Source organism: Corynebacterium qintianiae, from assembly GCF_011038645.2.
GTDB classification, from domain to species: domain Bacteria; phylum Actinomycetota; class Actinomycetes; order Mycobacteriales; family Mycobacteriaceae; genus Corynebacterium; species Corynebacterium qintianiae.
The window spans coordinates 1,229,339-1,248,141 of the sequence record NZ_CP064955.1 but is presented as its reverse complement, the minus strand read 5'-3'; the positions used below and the strand labels follow the sequence as shown (position 1 = coordinate 1,248,141).

At 65.3% G+C, this 18,803-nt stretch carries 21 protein-coding genes and 7 tRNA genes; 20 read left to right on the top strand and 8 right to left on the bottom strand.

Annotation, left to right across the window (positions count from 1 at the left end; translation table 11 throughout):
• Window positions 1–8: 8 nt before the first annotated feature.
• Complete coding sequence (gene hemQ / locus G7Y29_RS06180) at window positions 9–716, top strand: hydrogen peroxide-dependent heme synthase (protein ID WP_165003865.1); 708 nt, start codon at window positions 9–11, stop codon at window positions 714–716.
• A 3-nt stretch (window positions 717–719) separates the two neighbouring features.
• Here the strand turns inward: hemQ and msrB are convergent, their stop codons facing one another.
• The 8 genes from msrB to G7Y29_RS06140 form a co-directional block, all read right to left on the bottom strand.
• Window positions 720–1,139 (bottom strand): peptide-methionine (R)-S-oxide reductase MsrB, encoded by a 420-nt coding sequence (gene msrB, locus G7Y29_RS06175; RefSeq protein WP_165003867.1) that lies wholly within the window; start codon window positions 1,137–1,139, stop codon window positions 720–722.
• The gene (locus G7Y29_RS06170) at window positions 1,108–2,334 is read right to left on the bottom strand and encodes a glycosyltransferase family 87 protein (RefSeq protein ID WP_165003869.1); all 1,227 of its coding nucleotides are present in this window, start codon (window positions 2,332–2,334) and stop codon (window positions 1,108–1,110) included. The genes msrB and G7Y29_RS06170 overlap by 32 nt, the downstream gene beginning before the upstream one ends.
• 117 nt (window positions 2,335–2,451) lie before the next feature.
• A tRNA-Gly gene (locus G7Y29_RS06165) sits at window positions 2,452–2,527 on the bottom strand.
• A gap of 17 nt (window positions 2,528–2,544) precedes the next feature.
• Window positions 2,545–2,619: transfer RNA gene (locus G7Y29_RS06160), tRNA-Val, on the bottom strand.
• Window positions 2,620–2,640: 21 nt separating this feature from the next.
• Window positions 2,641–2,711 (bottom strand) — tRNA-Cys (locus G7Y29_RS06155).
• Between the two features lie 33 nt (window positions 2,712–2,744).
• Window positions 2,745–2,820: transfer RNA gene (locus tag G7Y29_RS06150), tRNA-Gly, on the bottom strand.
• Window positions 2,821–2,837: 17 nt separating this feature from the next.
• Window positions 2,838–2,912 (bottom strand) — tRNA-Val (locus G7Y29_RS06145).
• Window positions 2,913–2,938: 26 nt separating this feature from the next.
• Window positions 2,939–3,011: transfer RNA gene (locus G7Y29_RS06140), tRNA-Gly, on the bottom strand.
• 208 nt (window positions 3,012–3,219) lie between these two features.
• On the opposite strand from G7Y29_RS06140, the gene G7Y29_RS06135 reads away from it, so the two are divergent.
• The 19 genes from G7Y29_RS06135 (at window position 3,220) to yajC (ending at window position 18,470) form a co-directional block, all read left to right on the top strand.
• Window positions 3,220–3,291: transfer RNA gene (locus tag G7Y29_RS06135), tRNA-Val, on the top strand.
• Between the two features lie 335 nt (window positions 3,292–3,626).
• Window positions 3,627–4,007: a hypothetical protein gene (locus G7Y29_RS06130; RefSeq protein ID WP_249399709.1), complete on the top strand. Its 381-nt coding sequence runs from the start codon at window positions 3,627–3,629 to the stop codon at window positions 4,005–4,007.
• Between the two features lie 16 nt (window positions 4,008–4,023).
• Entirely contained in the window at window positions 4,024–4,506 is a 483-nt protein-coding gene (locus G7Y29_RS06125; RefSeq protein ID WP_165003871.1) for an RNA polymerase sigma factor, read from the top strand.
• Complete coding sequence (locus G7Y29_RS06120) at window positions 4,503–5,606, top strand: hypothetical protein (RefSeq protein ID WP_165003873.1); 1,104 nt, start codon at window positions 4,503–4,505, stop codon at window positions 5,604–5,606. The genes G7Y29_RS06125 and G7Y29_RS06120 overlap by 4 nt, the downstream gene beginning before the upstream one ends.
• Window positions 5,607–5,740: 134 nt before the next feature.
• Complete coding sequence (locus G7Y29_RS06115) at window positions 5,741–6,352, top strand: copper resistance CopC family protein (RefSeq protein ID WP_165003874.1); 612 nt, start codon at window positions 5,741–5,743, stop codon at window positions 6,350–6,352.
• A 28-nt stretch (window positions 6,353–6,380) separates the two neighbouring features.
• On the top strand, window positions 6,381–6,977 hold the full coding sequence (locus G7Y29_RS06110; RefSeq protein WP_165003876.1) for a copper chaperone PCu(A)C: 597 nt from the start codon (window positions 6,381–6,383) through the stop codon (window positions 6,975–6,977).
• Window positions 6,978–6,986: 9 nt separating this feature from the next.
• A complete protein-coding gene (locus G7Y29_RS06105; RefSeq protein ID WP_165003878.1) occupies window positions 6,987–8,231 on the top strand; it encodes a Dyp-type peroxidase in 1,245 nt (414 codons plus the stop codon).
• 89 nt (window positions 8,232–8,320) lie between these two features.
• Window positions 8,321–10,381 carry a threonine--tRNA ligase gene (gene thrS, locus G7Y29_RS06100; protein WP_165003880.1) on the top strand — a complete coding sequence of 687 codons (2,061 nt, stop codon included), beginning with the start codon at window positions 8,321–8,323 and terminating at the stop codon, window positions 10,379–10,381.
• Complete coding sequence (locus tag G7Y29_RS06095) at window positions 10,374–10,958, top strand: ATP adenylyltransferase (protein WP_165003882.1); 585 nt, start codon at window positions 10,374–10,376, stop codon at window positions 10,956–10,958. Before thrS ends, G7Y29_RS06095 begins: the two co-directional genes overlap by 8 nt.
• Window positions 10,951–11,592 (top strand): phosphatidylinositol phosphate synthase, encoded by a 642-nt coding sequence (gene pgsA / locus G7Y29_RS06090; protein ID WP_165003884.1) that lies wholly within the window; start codon window positions 10,951–10,953, stop codon window positions 11,590–11,592. Before G7Y29_RS06095 ends, pgsA begins: the two co-directional genes overlap by 8 nt.
• Window positions 11,589–12,497: a phosphatidylinositol mannoside acyltransferase gene (locus G7Y29_RS06085; RefSeq protein ID WP_165003886.1), complete on the top strand. Its 909-nt coding sequence runs from the start codon at window positions 11,589–11,591 to the stop codon at window positions 12,495–12,497. The genes pgsA and G7Y29_RS06085 overlap by 4 nt, the downstream gene beginning before the upstream one ends.
• Before the next feature lie 11 nt (window positions 12,498–12,508).
• The gene (locus tag G7Y29_RS06080) at window positions 12,509–13,600 is read left to right on the top strand and encodes a glycosyltransferase family 4 protein (RefSeq protein ID WP_165003888.1); all 1,092 of its coding nucleotides are present in this window, start codon (window positions 12,509–12,511) and stop codon (window positions 13,598–13,600) included.
• Complete coding sequence (locus tag G7Y29_RS06075; RefSeq protein WP_165003890.1) at window positions 13,597–14,070, top strand: hypothetical protein; 474 nt, start codon at window positions 13,597–13,599, stop codon at window positions 14,068–14,070. The genes G7Y29_RS06080 and G7Y29_RS06075 overlap by 4 nt, the downstream gene beginning before the upstream one ends.
• Window positions 14,071–14,081: 11 nt before the next feature.
• The gene (locus G7Y29_RS06070; protein WP_165003892.1) at window positions 14,082–14,963 is read left to right on the top strand and encodes an acyl-CoA thioesterase; all 882 of its coding nucleotides are present in this window, start codon (window positions 14,082–14,084) and stop codon (window positions 14,961–14,963) included.
• A gap of 98 nt (window positions 14,964–15,061) precedes the next feature.
• Window positions 15,062–15,814: a YebC/PmpR family DNA-binding transcriptional regulator gene (locus G7Y29_RS06065; protein WP_165003894.1), complete on the top strand. Its 753-nt coding sequence runs from the start codon at window positions 15,062–15,064 to the stop codon at window positions 15,812–15,814.
• Window positions 15,815–15,861: 47 nt separating this feature from the next.
• The gene (gene ruvC, locus G7Y29_RS06060) at window positions 15,862–16,386 is read left to right on the top strand and encodes a crossover junction endodeoxyribonuclease RuvC (RefSeq protein WP_165004259.1); all 525 of its coding nucleotides are present in this window, start codon (window positions 15,862–15,864) and stop codon (window positions 16,384–16,386) included.
• Between the two features lie 18 nt (window positions 16,387–16,404).
• On the top strand, window positions 16,405–17,025 hold the full coding sequence (gene ruvA, locus G7Y29_RS06055; RefSeq protein ID WP_165003896.1) for a Holliday junction branch migration protein RuvA: 621 nt from the start codon (window positions 16,405–16,407) through the stop codon (window positions 17,023–17,025).
• Window positions 17,026–17,046: 21 nt separating this feature from the next.
• Window positions 17,047–18,123 (top strand): Holliday junction branch migration DNA helicase RuvB, encoded by a 1,077-nt coding sequence (gene ruvB / locus G7Y29_RS06050; protein ID WP_165003898.1) that lies wholly within the window; start codon window positions 17,047–17,049, stop codon window positions 18,121–18,123.
• Between the two features lie 14 nt (window positions 18,124–18,137).
• Window positions 18,138–18,470, top strand: a complete 333-nt coding sequence (gene yajC, locus G7Y29_RS06045; protein WP_165003900.1) for a preprotein translocase subunit YajC — start codon at window positions 18,138–18,140, stop codon at window positions 18,468–18,470.
• Window positions 18,471–18,803 lie beyond the last annotated feature (333 nt).

The following is an 18,803-nucleotide window of genomic DNA, read 5'->3' as shown; positions in this document are numbered from 1 at the left end:
AACGCAGCATGTCCGATCAGCAGGCCGACTTCGAGGCCCTAAACAAGATCCAGCGATACAGCCAGTGGGTGACCTTCCGGGCGATTCCCGGGGCGTTGGGCAGCGAGCGTGACGACGTCATCGCCCAGGCCAAGGCATTCTTCGCGGAGCTCGACCGCGCCGGCGAGGTAACGGTGCGTGGCATTTACGACGTCACCGGTACCCGCCCAGAGGCGGATCTCATGATTTGGTGGCACGCTGAGCAGTTCGAGCAGATTCAGAAGGCGCTGGCGGATTTCCGCCGCACCACCACCCTGGGCCAAGTGCTGGAGCTGGGGTGGATCGGCAACGGCCTGCACCGCCCGGCCGAGTTCAACCGGGCGCATCTGCCCGCGTTCATCATGGGGGAGGAGCCGCGTGACTGGATCACCGTCTACCCGTTCGTGCGTTCCTACGATTGGTACATCCTCGAGCCGGAGCAGCGCCGCCGGATCCTCGCCGAGCACGGCCGTGCGGCCATGAACCACGGTGATGTGCGCGCGAACACCGTCGCCGCGTTCGCCCTGGGCGACTACGAGTGGATGCTCGCCTTCGAGGCGGACGATCTTGCTCGTATCGAGGACCTTATGCACAAGATGCGCTACACCGAGGCGCGCCTCCACGTGCGTGAAGAGCTGCCGTTCCAGACGGGGCGGCGCGTGGCGGACATCGGCGAGGTCGTGCGCATCCTGCCGTAGAAGCTAGCCCTCGACCGGCTTTTCCTCCAGCGTCAGCGAGATCGAATTGATGCAGTAGCGCAGGTCGGTCGGGGTGTTGTAGCCCTCGCCCGCGAATACGTGGCCGAGGTGGGACTCGCAGTTGGCACAGAGCACCTCGGTGCGGGTCATTCCCATGCTGCGGTCCTCGCGCTCGATGATGGTGTCGCCGGCGAGGGGACTGAAGAAGGACGGCCACCCGCAGTGGGACTCGAATTTCTCCGTGGAGCGGAACAGCTCCGCGCCGCACGCGCGGCAGCTGTAGACGCCCTCGGTCTTGGTGTCCGTGTACTCGCCGACGCCGGGGCGCTCCGTACCCGCCTCGCGCAGGACAAAGTACTCCTCGGGGCTAAGCTTCTCGCGCCACTTCTCCTCAGTCCAGTTGAGGTAGTTCTCCTGGGACATGTGATGTTTCCTTCCGAATCGTTGACACCGACACTACCCATGCCGCGATAGAGACGATGAACACCGTCCATGCGATGGTGACTAACACGATGTCGAGCGTTGCTCCCGTGTTGGGGATCTTGGATGTCGCCCATTGCAACGGCGAAAAGAAGACAACTATTCCCGCCCAGACTGGCGCGGTGTGCATGGGGCTGAAACGGCGGAAGACGGTGAAGATCGCGGGAAGCAGCATCATGGAGTAGTAGGCCTGCCCGAGGGAGGAGAGCATGCAGACCCCCGCGATGAGCACCCCGGAGGTGGTCGCGGCCCACATCCATTCGTCGCTGAAGCGGAAGCGGGCCAGGCCAATCACGGCAATAGCGACAGCCCCGGCCAGGATGACAAAGAAGATCGCGTGCAGCCAGCCCGGCATGCCGTAGTAGGCGGCGAAGCCGGCCAGAGACGCGTTTGCGTAGTCGCGGGTGACGCCAAGGTAGGGCATGACGGTGTCCACATAGTCGCGTGCGCCGGGGGTGACCGGCCACGCGGCAAGGTTGAGCAGAACCGGGACGGCCACCGCGGCTGCCGGTGCTTTCCAGTCGAGCCGCATCAACGGGAGGACGATCAGAGGTGCCAGCATTGGCTTGACCACGATCGCGAGACCGAGGATCACCCCCGCCGCCCACGGCCGGCCGCGGAGGAAGAGGTCGAGATAGGCCACCAGCGCGAGAAGCAGGATGCCGTTGATGTTCGAGAACACCAGGGTGTTGGTCACCGATTCTGTGAGAAACGCAAGGAAGATGACGAACGGGAACACCGGATGAGACAGCTTGAACCCGGAGCGCAGGGTCAACCACGCCAACGCGGCGATGATGGCGGCGGCGTTGACCAAGATGAACAGCGGGCGGGCCGCCTCCACGCTAGGTGCGAGCCCGAGAGGGGACAGCAGCAGCGTCGCCCCCGGGTTGTACAGATAGTGGGGATCCACGTGGTGGTAAGTCTCGTTGTACACGGGAACCCGGTCGACGAAGCGCCGGGCGGCGGACCACACGGTGGTGAAGTCGTCGGTAAGCGAGCCTGTCCAGGCCAATACGAAGAGTCTGTGGATGACGATCAACACCGCGGCGGGCCAGGCGACGAAGTTGGCAACTGACCTTGTGGACGCGGCACTTTCGCGGGGTGCGTCTGCGACCCAGACGGAGTCGAGCTTTGTCATGGCACACACCGTACCGGTGCGGGCGGCTGGAGTAGGTGCGCCCTCGCCGGTTGCGGGGCAGATGCGAGAAATGCGACAGCCCCGGGATCGAGGGGATTCCGGGGCTTGAGTGCAGCGTGGAGCGGATGACGAGACTCGAACTCGCGACCCTCACCTTGGCAAGGTGATGCGCTACCAACTGCGCTACATCCGCAAAAGGGTGTATACCCTTGGTGCGCGATACTGGGATTGAACCAGTGACCTCTTCCGTGTCAGGGAAGCGCTCTCCCGCTGAGCTAATCGCGCTCGAAGCCAGTGTTGGCTCGGAGGTGGATACGGGAATCGAACCCGTGTACACGGTTTTGCAGACCGTTGCCTAACCACTCGACCAATCCACCGTGGAGTTACCTCCAAAGTACGCGTTACGTACTTGGAGCGGATGACGAGACTCGAACTCGCGACCCTCACCTTGGCAAGGTGATGCGCTACCAACTGCGCTACATCCGCAAAAGGGTGTACACCCTTGGTGCGCGATACTGGGATTGAACCAGTGACCTCTTCCGTGTCAGGGAAGCGCTCTCCCGCTGAGCTAAACGCGCTTGCACTCCGGTTCTGAAGAACCGAGAGCGGATGACGAGACTCGAACTCGCGACCCTCACCTTGGCAAGGTGATGCGCTACCAACTGCGCTACATCCGCATGCACCACTCTGTCGTGTTGTGCGAGATAGAACATTATCTGTTTGCCCGCGCGTTTCACAAATCGCCAAGGTCAGGGGCGCATTCGACTGGGTTTCTCTAAATTACATGCGTGTTGTTAACCCACCGTGCACCTTGCCCGCCAAACGCTCAATGACCTGCGGATTAGGGCGCGTGGGTGGGGCGGTGTAATGTAGCAATCCAGATTCGGTCCTATAGCTCAGTGGAAGAGCGTTCCGTTCACACCGGAAAGGTCGCTGGTTCGAACCCAGCTAGGACCACGGATAAGGGCGCTGTTCGCAGCGCCTTTTTTGTGTTTAAGGCCATCTTTCGTCGTGCGTGCGTGGTGCGGAGGGTTTGGCCGTATCACCGTTTACTTGCCTGGGCAATCGTGGGGGTTTTCTCCCTAAACCTTTCTCCCCAAAACCCTTACACCCCGAAATTGCTGCAATTTTAGGCGGAATGCCCGAAAGTTTACCTTTGTGGGTTTAGGGGGAGCGCAATTTTAGGGGCGAGCGCGCAAAAATATTGCAGGTGCGTGTAATGGGGCGTCGTTAAGCGTCACAAACGTGATGAACGCCCGCGAGAAAGCGGGCCAACCTCGAAGGAGATCATCATGACGAAGAAGAACTGGACGCTCGCCGCAGGCGCCGCCGTCGCCTCAGTCGCTATCGCAGTGCCGACCGCGGTGGGGTTCCCCCAGGACAACGCCTTCACAATCCACGACGCGCTGAAGCCGGGGGCCGAGATTATGGTGAGCTCCCCATGCGCAGCTAACGACACCCGCGCCACGCTGACCACGTCTTTCGGAGCCGACGCAGTGATGACCCCGGCCGCCGACACGGGCGAGCTGATCGGTTACGTCACTGCTCCGGCGCAGATCGGGCCGGGTCCGGCCGACGGCGCCCACACGGTCACAGTCACCTGCGCCTCGGGCACCACCGCCACCGCCGTGTTTCCGGACGCCGGCAACGGCACGGCGGCGGACGCCTCGTAGGTATCCTGCGACACATATGCAGCATTTCGAGACCGCTTACAGGTTGTGCTACCCGCGCGTTCTGGCGTACCTGCGCCGCCGCACCGACGATTCCGTAGCGGAGGACTTGTGCGCGGACGTGTTCGCCCGCGCCTGGTCTGGCTGGCCTCCACGCGGTGCGGACGCGATGCCGTGGCTCTACGGCATCGCCCGGAACGTCGTGCTGGAACACTACCGCCGGCGCCGCGAATCGGTGCCCCTCGACGATGTCGCGGAGAGCGCATGGGCCGCTCCGTCGGCGGAGACGTACGCGGCGGCGGAAGTGGACATCAGCCGGGCCCTGCGAGCACTGAACGAGACGGACCGCGAAATCATCACTCTGTACGCCTGGGAGAACCTGCGGCCCGCGGAAATCGCCGCCGTGCTCGGAATCAAGGAGAACGCCGCGCGCGTCCGCTTGCACCTCGCACGCACGCGCCTTGCTGACCTGCTGAACGAGACAACCGGAGTCACGCGATGACATACAACGAAGATGACAGCCTGTTCCTGCTCCGGCGCGCAAACCCCGTCCCGGACGACGCGCTGACTCCCGCTCAGCAGGCGCGCGCGGACGAGACGCTTGAGGCCGTCATGGCCCAGCCGCGAGCTTCTCGACGCCCCCGTGGCCTGCCCTGGGTGCCCTGGCTCGGCGCCGCCGCGGCGCTGGTGCTTGTTGTCGGTCTCGGGGTCGGCGTAGTGCCGCAACAGCGGGCGCGGGCTCAGGCGGAGGAGGCGCTGACGCGGGCTGCGGAGGCGTCGGCAAGCAAGCCGCAAATGGCGAGCGTGACCAGTGCCGACTACCTGCGCCGCGTCGATTCGATCGGTGAGGCGAGCGTAGTCAGCGTTCTGCGCACCGACGCCTCGGGCACCGTGGAGGTCAACCAGGAGGATATCGGTGACTTGCCGGCCGAGCTCGCTACAGCAGCCGGTGACATCAGGGACCAGCGGCCGCTCGACCCCGACGCGGACATCCCTGAGCTTCTGCCCGGGAAGTCAGTGCGGACCGCGCTTGAAATGTTGCTGAGCCCGGGACTGACGGCGGGCCACCAGCGGGACCTGTACGCATTCATCGCGCAGGCCGAGGGCAGCAGGGTCGTGGACTGGGAAAGTCAACGCGAGGGCAACGCGGTGACCATTGAGCGCAAGGAGGAGGACCTCACGTTCACGCTGTTGCCCGAGACGGGTCAGCTCGTGTCCGTGACAAACCTTGTTGCACCGGGTGTGGTGACCACGGTGGACGCGGCGGGAATCGTCAGCTGCGTCAACATCACAGGTGTGGCCGGGCCCAGCGAGATCTCGCTTACGTGCGCGGACAACAACTACCTCCTGACGGATTTGCAGTGGAATGGGTGGGAATCGGCGCTTGCCACCGCCGTCGGCACCGCGTCGATCAACGAGTGCGACCCGGATTGCGCGGGCGGTACGTTCCACACTTTCCCCGCGGACGTCAGCGCCAGCGAGAAACGCTCGTGCGGTTACAACCTGGAGGTGTACACCAAGCTGGAAGTGGACTACAGCGAGGAGGTCCAGCGCGCCGAACCTCTGGCACAGCCGGAGACCTTCGATTTGGGGTGCGGTTAGCGGTTGGGGAAGTCGGCCCATGTGTTAGAGAGCGCGTCAAGCCGTCTGTGGGGTACGTCACGGCTGGAACTAACACCGTTTGTTAACCGACTATTAATGTGACCATCACGGAGCAACACCAAGGAGTTTTGTTTATGCGGACCTCGTCCACCACCACGCACCGCGCACGTCGGGGCATCACCGCGGTAGCCATGGCAGCAGGTCTGTCGGTGGCAACTGCGCCACTCGCGCTCGCGCACGATGCGGTCGTCGGCGGGTCACCGGCGGACGGCGAAACCGTCCAGGATTTCCCGGACACACTCACCCTCGATTTCTCGGGTGAGGTGCAGGAAGGATTCAACACATTCGCCGTGACGCGCGCCGACACCGATGAGGTGCTGTTTTCGGGGGAGCCGACGGTTCAGGGCCGCCAAGTCTCGCTCGAGGTGCCGGAGGGCGTGCAGGCGGAACCCGGTGACTACCGCATCGGGTTCCAGATCATCTCCTCTGACGGGCATGCGACGAAGGGAATGACCTCCTTCACCTACGCCCCGGCAAGCGCTGAGGCAGCTGGAACTTCTGCGGACCAGCCCGTGGCCGCGGGTGGGGAAGCGGGCAGTAACCAGGAGGAGTCCGCCAGAAATATGACGTGGCTCTGGGCTCTGATCGGGGTCTTGGCTGTCGCCGCAGTCGCGGCCGCGGCCATCGCCCGCGCGGGCAGGACACGCAAGCTCGACGCCGAAACCCCGGAAAAGCCCGCTAATTAACTGACCGATAACCCCAGGAGTAATTTTCATGCATAACCGCGCCCTTGCCGCCACCGCCGTACTCGCTTCCGCAGCGCTCCTTGCCTCAGGATGCAGCCCGAGCGAACACGCTGCTGAACCCGCAGCCTCGGCAACGTCGGAAGAAACATCCACCCAGACCGCAGTGTCCAACACCCTCGAGTTCGACAACGCCGTCGTTCGCGCCAAGGAGGCGGGAGCGGACATGCCCATGACCGCGATCTTCGGCACCCTGCGCAACCCCACGGACGAGGACGTCACCGTCACCGGGTTTTCATCCTCGCTGGGTGATGCCCGCTACGAGATCCACAAGACCGAGGACGGAAAGATGAGCCCCGTCGAAGGGGGCCTTACCATCCCCGCCGGTGAAGCGGTCGAGCTTGCTCCCGGTGGTTTCCACCTCATGGTTCTCGATTTCCCGGCCGAGATTCCCGCCGGTGACACCGTTGACCTCACACTCGAGACCGACAAGGGTGAGATCCAGGTCCCCGGCGTCGCGGTGCGCTCCTTGATCCCGGGCGAGGAGAACTACGGCGAGGACGGCGAGATGACCGGCCACGGCTCCCACGAGGGCCACGGCTCCCACGAGGGCCACGAGCACCACTAGTCTCAAGCCATGACAGTCTCCCGCCGACTCTTCCTCGCCGGTTCCGCTACCGCCGCAACGGCGGCGTCGGCGGGTGCGCTGGCGTCGTGTTCGAAGCGGGACGCGGGAGGGGCGTCGACAAGCGAGCCGCCCAGCAACTCCGACGACACGCCGCAGCCGCTGAGAGACGCGATCGTCGAGTTCGATGGGCCCCACCAGGCGGGAATCGACACGCCTACGCAGGCCTCGCTGAATCTCATCGGCTTCAACCTCCGCGAGCGTGCCGACGGCCCGGCGATCACACGCCTCATGCGCGTGTGGACGGCCGACGCCCGGGCCCTCTGCTCCGGTGAGACGCCCCTCGGCAGCCTTGAGCCCGAGATGAACGAATGGCCGGCAAACCTCACCATCACCTGCGGGTTCGGCGAGCGGGTCTTCGACATCGCCGCGCCGGGCCGCAAACCCGAGTGGCTCCACGACATTCCCGAATTCACCCGCGACCAGCTCGAGGAAAAGTGGGGCCAGACAGACCTCGTCCTGCAGATCTGCTCCGACGATCCGGTGATGGGCGCGTGGGCAATGCGGCACATGACCCGCGCCGGAATGGATTACGTCGACACCAAGTGGGTGCAGCAGGGGTTCATGAACGCCTACGGGGCGATTCCGAAAGGGCAGACCCCGCGCAACCTGTTCGGCCAGGTTGACGGGACCGTCAACCCGCATGCCGACGAGGAATTCGCTGAGCAGGTGTGGATAGACGAGCCCGAGGGTGTCGCAGGCAGCACCTCGCTCGTGGTGCGCCGCATCGCGATGAACCTCGACGAGTGGGAGCTGCTCGACCGCGCGTCGCGCGAGGAGGCCGTGGGGCGCACGCTTGACGACGGCTCCCCGCTGACAGGCGGGGATGAGTTCGCCGCGCCCGATATGGAAGCCACAGATCAGTACGGCCTGCCCGTGATAGATAAGAACTCCCACATGGCCCGCGCCATGCCGCCGGCCGACCACCCGGAGCAGCGTTTCAAGCGCAGGCCGTACAACTACAACCTGCCGCCCGAGCCGGGCAGCGGCGCGTTGTCCAACGCGGGCCTCATCTTCATCGCTTTCCAGAAGAACCCCGACACGCAGTTCACACCGGTTCAGGCGCGCCTCGACGAGGTGGACCGCCTGAACACGTGGACCACCCACATCGGTTCCGCGGTGTACTGGGTGCCCCCGGGGACGTCGTCACGCGACGGTGGCGACGAGTACTGGGGCCAGTCGGTTCTCGAGGCCTGACCCGGGTAGGATTGGGCGCTGTCTCAAGACTGTTATGAACAAGGGGTGCGGCCAGGTATGTCGCATCCCGCGAGCGCAAAGGAGCGCCCATGTCCAGCGAATCACCGGTTGTGCTGCTAGAGCCCTTCCACGTCCCGGCCGGAACCGCCGTGGGAGCGGCGATGCGGGACCTGAACTACCCGAACAAGGGCGATGACGCAGTCGTGTGCGTCCAGGACTCCGCCGGCGAGCTCAAGGACCTCTCGCACGTACCTGACTCAGACGCCACCTTCTTGCCCGTGGCGGCCAACACCGAGCTCGGCCGCTCCGTTATCCGCCACTCCGCCGCCCACGTCCTCGCCCAGGCCGTCCAGGCCGAGTTCCCCGGCACCAAGCTCGGCATCGGCCCCGCGATCAACGACGGCTTCTACTACGACTTCGACGTCGCTGAGCCGTTCACGCCCGAGGATCTGGCCACGCTGGAAAAGCGGATGAAGAAGATCATCAAACAGGGCCAGAAGTTCGTCCGCGGCGTCTACGCCTCTGCCGAGGAGGCCGCAGAGGACCTGAGGAACGAGCCGTACAAGCTCGAGCTGATCCAGGACAAGGGCAATGTCGACCCCGACACCGACGAGGCGACCGAGGTGGGTGCCGGAGACCTGACCCACTACGACAACGTCAACCCGCGCACCGGTGACGTCGAGTGGCATGACCTGTGCCGCGGCCCGCACGTGCCCACCACCAAGTACATCTCGGCGTTCGCGCTGACCCGCTCCTCGGCCGCTTACTGGCGCGGCGACCAGAACAACGCGGGCCTGCAGCGCATCTACGGCACCGCCTGGGAGTCGAAGGAGCGCCTCGACGAGCACCTGCATATGCTCCGCGAGGCCGAGAAGCGCGACCACCGCCGCCTGGGCAACGAGATGGACTTGTTCTCCTTCCCGGACGAGCTCGGCTCCGGCCTGCCCGTGTTCCACCCCGACGGCGGCATCGTCCGCTTGGCCATGGAGGATCACTCGCGCCGCCGCCACATCGAGGCCGGTTACTCATTCGTGAACACCCCGCACGTGACAAAGGGCGCGCTGTTTTCCAAGTCCGGGCACCTCGACTGGTACGCCGATGGCATGTTCCCGCCGATGAAGCTCGACGGCGAGGTCGACGACGACGGCAACGTGGTCAAGCAGCCGCAGGACTACTACGTCAAGCCGATGAACTGCCCGATGCACAACCTGATCTTCGACTCCCGCGGCCGCTCCTACCGCGAGCTTCCGCTGCGCCTGTTCGAGTTCGGCACCGTCTACCGTTACGAGAAGTCAGGCGTGATCCACGGCCTGACCCGCGCGCGCGGGTTCACGCAGGACGACGCCCATATCTACTGCACCGAGGACCAGCTCGAAGCTGAGCTGACGAGCGTGCTCGAGTTCATTATCTCGCTTCTCCAGGACTACGGGCTGGACGACTTCTACCTCGAGCTTTCCACCAAGGACCCGGAAAAGTACATCGGCGACGACGACATCTGGGAGCGTTCCACGGCGATCCTGCAGTCGGTGGCGGAAAAGTCCGGCCTCGAACTCGTCCCGGACCCGGCGGGCGCGGCGTTCTACGGCCCGAAAATCTCCGTCCAGGCCCGCGACGCCATCGGACGCACCTGGCAGATGTCCACCGTGCAGCTCGACTTCAACCTGCCCGAGCGTTTCGATCTGAACTACACGGCCTCCGACGGCACGAAGAAGCGCCCGGTGATGATCCACCGCGCCCTCTTCGGCTCCATCGAGCGCTTCTTCGGCGTGCTGCTGGAGCACTACGCCGGTGCGTTCCCGGCATGGCTCGCGCCGCACCAGGTGGTGGGAATCCCGGTGGCGGACGACTTCGCCGGCCACCTTGACGGTGTCGTCGAGAAGCTTCGTGCCCGCGGGATCCGCGCCGAGGTCGACCACTCCGACGACCGCATGCAGAAGAAGATCCGCAACCACACCACCTCCAAAGTGCCGTTTATGCTCCTTGCGGGAGCGCGCGACGTGGAGGCGGACGCGGTGAGCTTCCGTTTCCTCGACGGCACCCAGATCAACGGCGTCCCCGTGGCGGAGGCGGTGGACATTATCGGCGCCTGGGTGGGCGAGCGCATCAACGACCAGCCGAGCGAGGACACCGTTGCAGCCCGGCGTGGATAGCACCGGCCCGCAGCGGCCGGACGAGTACGTCGAGCGCGGCGTAGGCACCCCGGACCGCCTCGAGCGGTTGTGGGCTCCATACCGCGCTGCGTACATCACCGCGGAACCAGGTGGCCAGCAAGCGCAGGACCCTTTCCTCGCAGCGCCGCAGCGCAGTGACGAGGATGGGCTCATCGTCGCACGCGGCAAGACCGTCTACGCGCTGCTAAATCTGTACCCGTACAATTCCGGCCACCTCATGGTCGTGCCCTACCGCAAGGTCGCCGAACTCGAGGAGCTCAGCGACGAGGAAGCCACCGAGCTGATGGCGTTCGCCCAGAAGGCTGTCCGCGCGTTGAAGACGGTGTCGCGCCCGGATGCAATCAACGTCGGGCTCAATCTGGGTAAGGCGTCCGGCGGCTCGGTCGGGGACCACTTGCACCTCCATGTCGTGCCGCGGTGGGCGGGCGATGCCAGTTTCATGACGGTCCTCGGCGGCACCAAAGTCCTGCCGCAGCTGCTCAGGGAGACGCGGGAGCTGCTAGCCGACGCTTGGCCCGACGGGACCGGGGGCACCACCGGGGGCACCGATGCTTAGCGTGCACGGCCGCGAGCCGGCCGCCTTCGTCGTCGAACCCGTCGCCCGCGGGTTGCTCAGGGCAGGGTTGACCCCCAATGTGACCACGCTGCTGGGAACGGCGGCGACGATCCTCGTCTCAGTGGTGCTCATTCCCCTGAACCATCTCGTGCTAGCGGCGGCGCTGTCCGCGTTCTTCGCGGCCTTCGACATGGTCGATGGCACCATGGCCCGGCTCAGAGGCGGTGGCACGGCCTACGGTGCGACTTTGGACGCCAGCTGCGACCGGATCACTGACGGGGCGCTGTTCGGTGCGATCGCGGTGTGGTTCATCTACGTCGCTGACGCCTCGCCGACCGTCGTCGCGGTCACGCTCGCCGTCCTTGTGCTCTCGCAGGTGATCAGCTACATCAAGGCGCGCGGTGAAGCGGGGGGGCTCGCCATCGACGGCGGGCTGATCGAACGCCCCGAGCGCCTCATAATCGCATTCGTCGGTCTGGCGCTCGAAGGCTTCGGCCTCTCCGGTGCACTGTCGGTGGCGATGTGGATCCTTCTGGCGGGTTCCCTGGTCACCGTCGTGCAGCGGTTCCGGCTCGCCGCGAATGACCCCGGTGCGCACGAGCGCACCGCACCTCCCGCCGGGGTGAAGCGGTGAGCAGCTCGTTCAAGGACACGCTGACAGCGGGCGCCTACATCGCGGGCTGGAGAGTTGCTGGGCGCCTGCCGGACGCTGCTGTCGCGCGCCTGTTCAACTACGGCGCAGACAGGGTTTCCGGTAATGGCACAGGGATGGACATGCTGCGCCGCAACCTCACCCGCGTCGTGGGGGTGGAAAACGTGGACCAGAAGCTCGTGCGTGCGTCCGTGCGTTCCTATGCGCGCTACTGGAAGGAGGCCTTTCGCCTGCCGAGGTTGGCGGGCGACGCCAACGTGGTAGCTCAGATCACCAGGTCCCTCAGCGGGCGCGAGCACCTCGATAAGGCCCTGGAGCAGGGGAGGGGGGTAATTCTCGCCTTGCCGCACTCCGGCAACTGGGACATGGCCGGGATGTGGCTCGTGCGCAATTACGGGCGGTTCACTACCGTCGCGGAAAGGCTCGCACCGGATTCGCTTTTCCGGGCCTTCGTGGAGTTCCGCGAGGGCCTCGGTTTCGAGGTGCTCCCGCATTCCGGTGGGGAGGCGCCGCCGTACGCGAGGTTGCGAGAGGTCCTCGAGGCTGGAGGAATCGTGTGTCTGCTCGGCGAGCGCGACCTCACTCCGAAGGGGGTGCCCGTGGAGTTCTTCGGTGAGGCCACCACCATGCCCGCGGGCCCGGCGAAACTGGCGGTCGAGACGGGTGCGGCCCTCTTGCCGGCGCACGCGTGGTTCGAGGGCACCGACCGTCAACCCGCGTGGGGTCTTAAGGCTGAGCAACCGTTGGAGGTAACCACGGTGGGGCAGACCACGCAGCGCCTCGCCGACCGCTTCGCGTCGAACATCGCCGCCCATCCAGCAGACTGGCATATGCTTCAGCCGATGTGGCCGGTAGACCGGCCGAAGAAACCGCGCAGGGGTCGTTAAGGAGATTCACGGTGAGGATCGGCATGGTGTGCCCCTACTCCTTCGACGAACCGGGTGGTGTTCAGGCCCACATCCTTGACTTAGCGCACGTTTTTCGTGCGCAGGGCCACGAAGTGCGCGTTCTCGGACCCGCGACCGAGCACGCGCACGTGCCAGCGTTTGTCACCCCCGGGGGTGCAGCGGTGCCGATCCGGTATAACGGCTCGGTGGCGCGTCTCGCCGTCGGACCGCGAGTTCGCGGCATCACCCGCGAATTCATCGCAGAGGGCAACTTCGACGTCCTCCACATCCACGAGCCGAACTCGCCGGGTTACTCCATGGCCGCGCTGCGTCTGGCAGAGGGGCCGATCGTGGCCACGTACCACGCGTCCGCGACCTCGTCGTGGGTGCTGCGCGCCGCGCTTCCCGTGCTCCGATCCGGGTTGGAGAAGATCCGCGGCGGCATTGCGGTTAGTGAGATGGCCAGGCGCTGGCAGGTGGAGCAGGTCGGTGCGGACCCCGTCCTCATTCCCAACGGTGTGGAGACGTCGCTCTTCTGCCGCGCGCGCGGTCCACGCAACGACACCAGCGAGGTGGAGATCGTCTTCCTTGGCAGGCTCGACGAGCCGCGCAAGGGCCTCGACATTTTCCTCCGAGCGGTCCGCGGGCTCGGCCGCCGAGTGCGCGTTACCGTCATCGGCGGGGGTACCGCGCGCAGCGACGAGGGTGTCGACTTCGTCGGCAGGGTCAGCGACGCGCAAAAGGCTGAGATCCTCGGCCGGGCCGACATCTACGTTGCCCCCAACACGGGTGGCGAGTCCTTCGGCATCGTGCTCGTCGAGGCCATGGCCGCAGGCTGCGCCGTTGTCGCCAGCGACATCGAAGCCTTCGCCGCGGTGTGCGCCGCCGACACCGAGCGCCCCGCCGGTGCGCTCTTCCCGGTTGGGGATTCGGGCGCGCTCGCTTCAACGCTGCGCACGCTTATCGACGCCCCCGCGTCGCGCAACGAGCTCATCGACGCAGGCACTCTTCGCGCGCGGCAGTACGACTGGGAGAGCGTGTCTGCGCAGATCATGACTGTTTATGACACCGTCGTCGGCGAGAAGGTTCGGGTGCGCCGATGACGACCGCGTTGTGGGTGGCCCTTGCTGCCGCCGTCGCACTGGTGCTGCTGTGGGCGTATCTCACCGCCCAGCGCCTCGACCGGTTGCACATCCGGGTGGACCGCTCCCGCGACGCTCTCCAGGCGGCACTGGATAGGCGCTGCGCCGTCATCGCGGCCACCGTGCCCGAGTTCGCGGCCCGCGCTAGGGCGGCGGAGGCGGTCCGGCTCACGCCCCGCGACGTAACGACACGCTGCGGGATTGAGGATGCGTTGCGGGGGGACGTCGATAAGCACGCGCCCGCTGCGGCCACCTCGCGCGATCTTGCGGACGCCGACACGCGCGTCATGCTCGCCTTGCGCTTCTACAACGACGCCGTGTCCGATACCCGGGCCGTGCGCCTCCGCGCGCCGGTGCGCGTGCTGCGCCTCGGCGGAACGGCGGCGCTGCCGGAGTACGTAAGCCTGAAAGCGTTCCCGACCGCGATGTAGTCTTACTCACTATGAACACACCCAGCTTCCACGGCATCCAGGCGATTCTCGATCTCGAACGTATCGACAAAGATATTTTCCGCGGCCGCGCCATGGAGTCGAAAGTGTTCGTCCGCACGTTCGGCGGGCACGTCGCGGGCCAGGCGCTGGTGGCGGCGACGCGCACCGTCGACGACGACAAGCGGGTGCACTCCTTGCACGGGTACTTTCTGCGCGGCGGTAAAGCGACGGAAGAAACCGTGTACCTGGTTTCGCGAGTGCGCGAGGGCCGCAGCTTCGCTACGCGCAAGGTCGAGGCCATGCAGAACGGTGAAGTGATTTTCTCTATGCAGGCCAGTTTCCACATCGCAGGCGACGAGGGGCCCGAGCACCGGGATGAGATGCGTCGCGTGCCCGACCCGGAGGACATCAAGTTCAAGACCGACGAGATGCCCGCCAGCCTCAAGGGCTTGATCAGCGAGTGGGCCGACTGGGACATTCGGGTAGTGCCATCCGCCAGCTACGAATCCGACGAGCGCTCCTCGGGCCAGCAGGTGGTCTGGTTCCGGTCGAAACAGCGCCTGCCCGATGACGACACGTTCCACATCTGCACTCTGGCGTACATGTCCGACATGACCCTTCTGTTCTCCTCGATGGTGCCGCACCCCGGCCACAAGGTGCAGATGGCTTCGCTCGACCACGCGATGTGGTTCCTCCGCCCGTTCCGCGCCGACGAATGGCTGCTCTACGATCAGAGTTCGCCCTCGGCCCATGCCGGGCGTGCACTGACGCAGGGCAAAATTTTCGATCGCGCGGGCAACCTCGTGGCAGTCACCGTTCAGGAGGGCCTGACCCGCACGCTTCGCGACGGCACCTCGGAACTGCCCACCCCGAAACAAGCTCCGGAGGGCTAAAACCCCGCGCACAGGGCGTGTCGTGCCCGTGCGTATAATCGTGGGAAGTTCAGACCCCGAGTGATCGGGTGCGCAGACAGCGGAAAGGGGAGCTGGTCATGTCAGGCCACTCAAAGTGGGCGACCACCAAGCATAAAAAGGCCGCCAACGACGCGAAGCGTTCGAAGCAGTGGGCGAAGTTGATCAAGGACATCGAGGTTGCCGCCCGCACCGGTGGCGGGGACCCGGCGGGTAATCCGACGCTCGACGACATGATCCGCAAGGCCACGAAGGCCTCCGTGCCGAAGGACAACATCGAGCGCGCACGTAAGCGCGGCTCCGGCGAGGAAGCTGGCGGCTCGAACTGGGAAGCCGTTGTGTACGAGGGCTACGGTCCGAACGGTGTCGCCGTCATGATCGAGTGCCTGACCGACAACCGCAACCGGGCAGCCACCGAGGTGCGCACTGCTATGTCGAAGAATGGCGGCAACCTCGGCGAGACCGGCTCGGTGGGTTACATGTTTACCCGTACCGGTGTCGTCACCGTGGCCAAGGGGGAGCTCAGCGAAGACGATCTGCTCATGGCCGTCCTGGACGCCGGCGCCGAGGAAGTGCGCGACTTGGGCGAGGTCTTCGAGGTTATTTGCGCTCCCACGGACCTGCGCGCTGTGCGCACCGCTCTCGAAGAACAGGAAATCGAGGTGGATGACGCGGAGCAGGACTTCCGTGCTTCTGTCGAGGTCGACTTGGACCTTGACACGGCCAAGAAGATGCTGCGCCTCATCGACGCCCTCGAGGACTCCGACGACGTGCAGAACGTCTACACCAACATGACTATGAGCGACGAGGTCGCCGCGCAGCTGGACGATTAACGCAGTTGCGCCAGCCAGTGTGGTAGAACAAATGTGTGACTGTAGTTCTGAACCTCGAGGGTTTGCGCGTGATGGGCATCGACCCGGGACTGACGCGGTGCGGCCTGTCCGTGGTGCAGGCGGGTCGCGGGCGGCAGGTGATTCCCGTCGCCGTGGGCGTCGTTCGCACGCCGGCCGCGTCTGACCTCCCCGAGCGTCTCGTCCGCCTGTCCCACGCGGTGCGGGAGTGGCTGGATGACTACGAGCCGGACGTGATCGCTATGGAGCGCATCTTCGAGCGTGGCAATGTCTCAACTGTTATGCACACCGCCCATGCCGTCGGCGTGCTCATCCTCGCCGCGGCGGAGCGGGAGATACCGGTACACATGTACACGCCGTCCGAGGTGAAGAAAGCAATCTCCGGCAACGGCCGGGCCGACAAGAAGCAGATGACGAACATGATCACCCGCATCCTCGGCTTGACGGAGGCGCCCAAGCCCGCCGATGCGGCGGACGCGCTCGCCATCGCCGTGTGCCACTGCTGGCGCGCACCCTTAATCGCCCGCGGCCTGCAGGCCACCACCACGAAATAGGATAGGACGGCCACTGCCATGATCGATTCTTTGAACGGGGAGGTGCTCTCCGTCGGCCTTGACCACGCGGTCATCGAGTGCGCGGGCGTAGGGTACCGTTTCCTTGCCGGGCCGCCAACCCTCGCGAGGCTGACTCGCGGCGACACCACGCGGGTCTTGACCTCAATGGTTGCCAAGGACGACGGTGTAACCCTCTACGGTTTTGTTGACGACGTCGCGCGCACCATGTTCCACAAACTACAAACGGTCAGCGGTCTCGGCCCCAAGCTGGCGCTGGCCTGCCTTTCCGTGTTCGAGCCCGCCGAGCTGGCCGGGTTGATCACCGCTGGAGACGCGGCCGCGATCAAGCGGATCCAGACCATTCCGGGCGTGGGCAAGAAGATGGCGGAGCGCATGGCGCTCGAGCTCAAAGACAAGATCGACGGGCTTTACGAGCCGTTGGAGGGGAAAGCCCCAGTGGCCGAGGCGGCCCCCGCCGGTGCATCCCTCGCCTCCGAGCAGGTCGTCGAGGCGCTCGTCGGCCTCGGGTTCGCCGAGAAGACGGCGCGCCCGGTCGTGGACGTGCTGGTGGAGGAGAACCCGTCCGAGACCTCTTCGGCGCTGCTGCGCGCAGCTTTGACGCAGCTCGGTTCAAAGTAGCGCGGAAGTAGGCTAAGAATCATGTCAGACGTGGAGAAAACCGAGTTCGCCCTGCCGGAGGGGGTAGGGCGCCCGCCGAGCTCCGTCATCAACGCCGCGGAACTCGTCGAAGAGCGCGACGTTGAAAAGTCCCTGCGCCCGAAGTCGCTCGGCGAGTTCATCGGCCAGCCGAAGGTGCGCGAGCAGCTTAACCTCGTGCTCGCGGGAGCTAGACGACGCTCAGTGACACCGGACCACATTCTGCTGTCCGGGCCGCCTGGTTTGGGCAAGACCACGATGGCGATGATTATCGCGCAGGAGCTCGGGACGTCGCTACGCATGACCTCCGGCCCCGCGCTCGAGCGAGCAGGCGACCTCGCCGCCATGCTGTCCAACCTCATGGAGGGCGACGTTTTGTTCATCGACGAGATTCACCGCATCGCGCGCCCGGCCGAGGAAATGCTGTACATGGCGATGGAGGATTTCCGCATCGACGTCATTGTGGGTAAGGGCCCGGGGGCGACCTCTATTCCGCTGGAGATCCCCCCGTTCACGCTCGTCGGGGCAACCACGCGCGCTGGCATGCTCACGGGCCCCCTGCGTGACCGTTTCGGTTTCACAGCTCAGATGGAGTTCTACGACGTCGACGACCTCACCAGCGTGATCACGCGCGCGGCGGCAATCCTGGATGTGAATATCGACGCCGACGCTGCGGTGGAGATTGCGTCCCGCTCGCGCGGCACCCCGCGCATCGCTAACCGTCTCCTGCGCCGAGTCCGCGACTGGGCTGACGTGCACGGCGACGGCCGCGTCAATGTCGCCGCAGCGCGGTCCGCGTTGGAAGTGTTCGACGTCGACGAGCTCGGCCTCGACCGGCTCGACCGGGCGGTGCTCAGCTCCCTTATCCGCGGGCACGGTGGCGGGCCGGTCGGGGTGAGCACCCTCGCAATTGCCGTCGGGGAGGAGCCGGCCACCGTCGAGGAGGTCTGCGAGCCCTACCTCGTGCGCGCGGGTCTCATGTCGCGCACCGGCCGCGGGCGTGTCGCCACTGCCGCGGCATGGCACCACCTCGGTATCGCGCCGCCCCCGGACGCTCCGGGTCAGCTCAACCTCCTGTGACACAATCGGGAGCCATGGAACTAATTTTTCTCCTCCTCATTCTCGCTCTGTTCATGCTGCCGACTTTCCTGATGATGCGCGGTCAGCGCAGGCGGCAGGCCGAAATGGACCAGCTGCAGGTATCCGTTCAGCCGGGGGACAAGATTGTCAACGTCTCCGGGTTCCACGGCACGGTGGTTGCGGCAGGGGAGGAAACACTGCAGGTGGAGGTGGCACCCGGCACGGTAGTCACCATGGAGCGCGCCGGTGTGCTGCGCCGCGTTGAACCCGCTGCGATTCCCAGCAACACTCAGGCCCCCGAGGCTGGGTCCTCACAGCTGCCCGACGACGATCGCCCCACGAGCTAGGGCTGTTCGTTACTCTCCGCATTGCGGACTGCGCAGGACCCCTCGAGTCTCATCTGTCGCGTGCGCCGCAACCTGGTGATGCGTGAACTCTGCCGCTGTAGAGTTCCGGGGATTTTGCGGCATGAAACTGAGTGGGCGACTCCGCTGATCAACGAGAGCTCTCGACCCAAACTGGTCTGAAGGTGAGTGCAACATTTCATGTGAGATGTAGTTTCTTTGCCTTCACTCAAGGGTCGGGCCCATCTCTTGCGAGACCATGACGTAGCATGTTGCGATGTGCGCTTCCCGGCCGTGCAGTTCTTGCTGCGCGCGCACGGAAAGAACGTTTAAAGG

What these genes read in the sequence shown, in the direction of transcription:
- yajC (WP_165003900.1), top strand. Translation starts at nt 18,138, where the DNA reads ATGGAACTAATTTTTCTCCTCCTCATTCTCGCTCTGTTCATGCTGCCG.
- hemQ (WP_165003865.1), top strand. Translation starts at nt 9, where the DNA reads ATGTCCGATCAGCAGGCCGACTTCGAGGCCCTAAACAAGATCCAGCGA.
- G7Y29_RS06065 (WP_165003894.1), top strand. Translation starts at nt 15,062, where the DNA reads ATGTCAGGCCACTCAAAGTGGGCGACCACCAAGCATAAAAAGGCCGCC.
- G7Y29_RS06105 (WP_165003878.1), top strand. Translation starts at nt 6,987, where the DNA reads ATGACAGTCTCCCGCCGACTCTTCCTCGCCGGTTCCGCTACCGCCGCA.
- G7Y29_RS06070 (WP_165003892.1), top strand. Translation starts at nt 14,082, where the DNA reads ATGAACACACCCAGCTTCCACGGCATCCAGGCGATTCTCGATCTCGAA.
- G7Y29_RS06115 (WP_165003874.1), top strand. Translation starts at nt 5,741, where the DNA reads ATGCGGACCTCGTCCACCACCACGCACCGCGCACGTCGGGGCATCACC.
- G7Y29_RS06075 (WP_165003890.1), top strand. Translation starts at nt 13,597, where the DNA reads ATGACGACCGCGTTGTGGGTGGCCCTTGCTGCCGCCGTCGCACTGGTG.
- G7Y29_RS06130 (WP_249399709.1), top strand. Translation starts at nt 3,627, where the DNA reads ATGACGAAGAAGAACTGGACGCTCGCCGCAGGCGCCGCCGTCGCCTCA.
- ruvA (WP_165003896.1), top strand. Translation starts at nt 16,405, where the DNA reads ATGATCGATTCTTTGAACGGGGAGGTGCTCTCCGTCGGCCTTGACCAC.
- G7Y29_RS06170 (WP_165003869.1), bottom strand. Translation starts at nt 2,334, where the DNA reads ATGACAAAGCTCGACTCCGTCTGGGTCGCAGACGCACCCCGCGAAAGT.
- G7Y29_RS06120 (WP_165003873.1), top strand. Translation starts at nt 4,503, where the DNA reads ATGACATACAACGAAGATGACAGCCTGTTCCTGCTCCGGCGCGCAAAC.
- ruvB (WP_165003898.1), top strand. Translation starts at nt 17,047, where the DNA reads ATGTCAGACGTGGAGAAAACCGAGTTCGCCCTGCCGGAGGGGGTAGGG.
- thrS (WP_165003880.1), top strand. Translation starts at nt 8,321, where the DNA reads ATGTCCAGCGAATCACCGGTTGTGCTGCTAGAGCCCTTCCACGTCCCG.
- G7Y29_RS06110 (WP_165003876.1), top strand. Translation starts at nt 6,381, where the DNA reads ATGCATAACCGCGCCCTTGCCGCCACCGCCGTACTCGCTTCCGCAGCG.
- G7Y29_RS06125 (WP_165003871.1), top strand. Translation starts at nt 4,024, where the DNA reads ATGCAGCATTTCGAGACCGCTTACAGGTTGTGCTACCCGCGCGTTCTG.
- msrB (WP_165003867.1), bottom strand. Translation starts at nt 1,139, where the DNA reads ATGTCCCAGGAGAACTACCTCAACTGGACTGAGGAGAAGTGGCGCGAG.
- pgsA (WP_165003884.1), top strand. Translation starts at nt 10,951, where the DNA reads ATGCTTAGCGTGCACGGCCGCGAGCCGGCCGCCTTCGTCGTCGAACCC.